We start from the raw sequence: 4,171 nt of genomic DNA on the forward strand, positions 1-4,171 counted from the left end.
CGGTCAACGCGGCGAGCGCCGGCGTCGACAACGCCCACGGCCGACGCCCGGCACTGAGCATCTCGATCACCGGCGCAGCGGCCAGCAAATAGCCGGCCCGCAGCCCGGCAAGGCCGAAAGTCTTTGTCACACTGCGTATCACAATCACGTCCGGCCAGGACTCACCGGCCAGCGATTCCGGTTCGGGCCGGCCGTCGGGCCCTTCGGTCAGATCGGCGAAGGCCTCGTCGACGACGATGATGCGACCCGGCCGCCGCAGCGCCGCGATCGCCTCGCGGGCGTGCAGCACCGACGTCGGATTGGTCGGGTTGCCCAGCACCACGAGATCGGCGTGCTCGGGAATCGCCGTGTCACCGCCGAGACACCACGGCGGTGGCAGCGTGACCTGGGTGATGGGCACGCCGGCCGCCCGCAGCACGAGTTCCGGTTCGGTGAACGACGGCTGGATCAGCGCCGCATGTGCGGGCGCGAGCCTGGGCAGCATCTCGAAACCGTCGGCGGCCCCGGCCAGCAACAGCACCTCACTCGGGTCCCGACCGTGCGCGGACGCGATCGCGTCGATCGCGCGGTCCTCGTCGGCGGCGGTCGGATAGCGGGCGAGGTCGTCGAGCCGGTCGCGTACCGCGTCGATCACGAAGTCGGGTGCGCCGGCCCGCACGTTCACGGCGAAATCGACCAAACCGGGACGCGCGTCTCGGTCGCCGTGACGGTCCAATGCGTACAGGCCGCCCTCAACTCCCACCCCTTGTGCGCGCAACCCGGATGTCATGACTTCAGACATTACGTGCACGATGAAGAGGTGACGTCGCTGCCAGACCCCCGCAATCCGGCCACCACGCTGCTCGTCGACCTCGACGGCACCATCACCGACAGCTTCGAGGGCATCGCCAACAGTTTCCGCCATGCCCTGGCCGCGGTGGACGCACCCGAGCCCCCTCCCGAGGTGGTGCGCGGAATCGCCGGCCCGCCCATGATCGATTCGCTGCTGGCGCTCGGACTCACGTCCGAGGTCGCCGACGAGGCGATGGCCGCCTACCGGCAGCGGTATACCGAGACCGGCTGGCTGGAGAACTCCGTCTTCGACGGTATGGACCGCGTCCTGGCCGACCTCGCGTCGACCGGCCGGGTGCTGGCCGTCGCGACTTCGAAGAACCAGAACACGGCGCGGGCGATTCTCGAGCACTTCGGGCTGGCGTCGTACTTCCAGGTGATCGCCGGTGCCAGCGACGATGGGTCACGACGGCGGAAGTCCGACGTCATCGAGCACGCGCTGAACGAACTCGGCATCACCGTCGACCCCGCGACCCGCCATCCGCGGGTGCCGGTGGTGATGATCGGCGACCGCAGCCACGACGTCGACGGTGCGGCCCGATTCGGGATTCCAGCGATTCTCGTCGGATGGGGTTACTCTCAAGTAGGCGAAGGCCGCGATGCGACGTGGACGGTCGCATCGATTGCAGATCTGCGCGAGGTATTGGGTGTCTGAACAGCTACACATCAGCTTCGTCTGTACCGGCAACATCTGCCGATCCCCGATGGCCCAGAACATCTTTCGTTCGGCACTCGACGACGCGGGGCTCGGCGACGCGGTGCGGGTGACCAGTTGCGGTACCAGTGGTTGGCACGTCGGGGAACCCGCCGACAACCGTGCACGTACCGAATTGCTGGCGCACGGCTACTCCGACGCACACGTCGCCAGCCAACTCGGTCCGGAGCATTTCAACGCGGATCTGCTGGTCGCGATGGACTCCGGGCATGTCCACGAACTCGAGCGCAAACGTCTCGGGGACCGGGTCCGGCTACTGCGGTCGTTCGACGAGGCGGCCGATCCCGACGACCTCGACCTCGCCGACCCGTACTACGGCGGCAACGACGACTTCACTGTGACGCGCGAGCAGATCGAACGGTCGATGCCCGGCCTGATCGCCTGGGCGACCGAGCGTCTCGACGGGTGAGCGCTGGTCGGCGGCACGTGCCGCCGACCAGGCCGGCTCACTCGTCTGCGGGACTCACCAGGTTGTGCACAAACCGGATCTTGTTCAGCACTGCCTCGGGCAGCACGAACGGATAGAGATCCGGGTGTCCCATCGACCGGTTGATCTGGTTGAGCGACCACGACAGCGGCAGCCACCATTCGATGATGCGATCGAACCCGACGTCGCCCGGCAGCACACCGTCGAGTGTCGAACCGGCCGGCGCCATCGCGAATGCCGCCGCGGTGTCGAGACTGTCGCGAATGTGCAGATAGTGCGCGAAGGTCTCGGCGAAATCCTCGGCCGGATGCATCGTCGCGTACGACGACACGTACTGCTCGGGCCATCCTTCCGGCGCGCCCTGCGAATAGTGGCGGTCGAGCGCGGCCTGATAGTCGTCGTCCGGGTTGCCGAAGAGCTCTTCGAATCCGGGTCGTGCGGCGTCATCGATGAGCACCAGTTGGTAGTAGTGCCCGATCTCGTGCCGGAAATGACCCAGCACGGTTCGGTACGGCTCGGCCAGTTCGACGCGCATCTGCTCGCGGTGCACGTCGTCGCCCTCGGCGAGGTCGAGGGTGATCACACCGTTGTCGTGTCCGGTGATCACGGATTCGTGTGCGCTGGAGAGGAGATCGAAAGCCAGTCCGGTGTTTGGGTCATTGTCTCGGCCGGTGATCGGGAGGCCGAGTTCGTCCAGTTCGAGGATCACACGTCGTTTGGCGGTCTCGGCCTGGCCGAAGATCGGCAGAGCGTCGAGGTCGTCGTCACCGGGGCGGGTCCGGGTGAGTTTGCACGACACGCACCGCGTCGGCTTACCGGTCCACTTCACAAGCCAATTACATTGGGCTACTTGGGTATTTGCGCACCGTTCGAGGAGGACACCGTCCACCTCGGTACGTCCGGACTCGTCGAGCACGTAGATCGATCGGGTCGGCAGCCAGAAACCCAGCGGACTCTGGCAATGCAGACACAGGCTGTTTTCGAAGGACAATCGCTGACCGCATTTGCGGCATAAGAAGTCGCGCATTGGTTCCACGCTACCCGGTCTCGGTACCGTTGAGGCGTGCGCGTGCTCCGATCCGTATTGCGTCCAGGGTGGATCGCCCTGGGCGTCGTGGTGATCGCGTTCGCCGTTGCGTGCTTCACGCTGCTCGCGCCCTGGCAGTTGGGCAAGAACTCCTCGACCCACCAGCGCAACGAACTCATCCGCAGCGCAGCCGAGACCGACCCGGTCCCGCTGGCCCAACTGGCGCCGACCGCGGCCTTCGATCCGTCGAAGGAATGGCGGGAGGTGACGCTGCGCGGACGCTATCTGCCGCAGGATCAAGCGCTCGTCCGACTGCGCAACGTCGACGAGCAGCCGGCGATCGAGGTCGTGACGCCATTCGCCGTGGCGGGTACCGACCGGGTGATCGCGGTGAATCGCGGATACGTCCGTCCGCGGGAGGGCGCGGCACCGCCGATTCCGGCTGTACCACCCGGCGATGTGACGATCACCGGGAGGATCCGTGCCCCCGAGGGCACCAGCGCCGGTCGCGGTGCCCACGCCGAGGAGGGGATGCTGGCGGTGTACTCGATCGACCCCGCCGAGATCGGCCGGGCGACGGCGACTCCGATGGATCGGTTCTACATTCAGCTGTCTCCCGCGCAACCGGGGTCACTCGGCGAGATCCCGCTGCCGCAGTTGGATTCCGGACCGTATCTCTCGTACGGATTGCAGTGGCTGGCGTTCGGCATCATGGCGCCGCTCGGTGCCGCCTACTTCCTGTTCTCCGAGATCCGTCACCGCAGGCGGGCGGGCGCCGGTTCCGTGACCACCGAACCCGACGGTGACACCCTGCTCAGGGGCACTGCGCCCGGGGGCGATGCCGCACCCGGGGCCGACGCCGCCGAGCCCACAGCGACCCCCGACACCCGCGCGGAACGAAAACGACGTGTCCGCAGCGACCTGCGAGCGGCCGGCGTCGTGTCCGGGTCACGTCAGGTCGGCCAAGTCGGCACCGGACCCGATGCGACCGCGACATCAGACGGGGTGCGCGACAAACTCAGTCGCCGATACGGCGGCTGAGCAGAACTCCGACCGCCAGCGCGAGCGAGGCTGCCTGCACCCGACGCGACAGCGTGACGGTCGCACGCAGGTCCGTCGTCGTCGGCGGATCGCCGTCACCCAGAGTCGGCCGGTCCTCGACGGCGTGCGG

5 protein-coding genes are annotated in these 4,171 nt (G+C 67.4%); 3 read left to right on the forward strand and 2 right to left on the reverse strand.

Annotation, left to right across the window (positions count from 1 at the left end; translation table 11 throughout):
• Positions 1–769: aminotransferase class I/II-fold pyridoxal phosphate-dependent enzyme (locus tag ABZW74_RS24105; protein WP_355279990.1), on the reverse strand; the 769-nt coding region annotated here is incomplete at its 3' end.
• Positions 770–799: 30 nt separating this feature from the next.
• Between ABZW74_RS24105 and ABZW74_RS24110 the strand changes: the two genes are divergently transcribed.
• Together ABZW74_RS24110 and ABZW74_RS24115 are read left to right on the forward strand one after the other, a co-directional pair.
• A complete protein-coding gene (locus tag ABZW74_RS24110; RefSeq protein WP_355279984.1) occupies positions 800–1,486 on the forward strand; it encodes an HAD hydrolase-like protein in 687 nt (228 codons plus the stop codon).
• Positions 1,479–1,955, forward strand: coding sequence for a low molecular weight protein-tyrosine-phosphatase (locus ABZW74_RS24115; RefSeq protein WP_355279987.1), 477 nt, complete (start codon positions 1,479–1,481; stop codon positions 1,953–1,955). The genes ABZW74_RS24110 and ABZW74_RS24115 overlap by 8 nt, the downstream gene beginning before the upstream one ends.
• 37 nt (positions 1,956–1,992) lie before the next feature.
• Here the strand turns inward: ABZW74_RS24115 and ABZW74_RS24120 are convergent, their stop codons facing one another.
• Entirely contained in the window at positions 1,993–3,000 is a 1,008-nt protein-coding gene (locus tag ABZW74_RS24120; RefSeq protein ID WP_240862289.1) for a putative zinc-binding metallopeptidase, read from the reverse strand.
• A gap of 36 nt (positions 3,001–3,036) precedes the next feature.
• On the opposite strand from ABZW74_RS24120, the gene ABZW74_RS24125 reads away from it, so the two are divergent.
• Positions 3,037–4,041: an SURF1 family cytochrome oxidase biogenesis protein gene (locus ABZW74_RS24125; RefSeq protein ID WP_240862287.1), complete on the forward strand. Its 1,005-nt coding sequence runs from the start codon at positions 3,037–3,039 to the stop codon at positions 4,039–4,041.
• The last annotated feature ends 130 nt before the right edge of the window (positions 4,042–4,171 follow it).

Origin of the sequence: Gordonia sp. NPDC003585, from assembly GCF_040610755.1 — a bacterium.
In the GTDB taxonomy this organism is placed as follows: Bacteria; Actinomycetota; Actinomycetes; order Mycobacteriales; family Mycobacteriaceae; genus Gordonia.

Bases quoted from the DNA above. Each gene is read 5' to 3' on its own strand.
- ABZW74_RS24120 (WP_240862289.1), bottom strand. From the start codon at position 3,000: ATGCGCGACTTCTTATGCCGCAAATGCGGTCAGCGATTGTCCTTCGAA.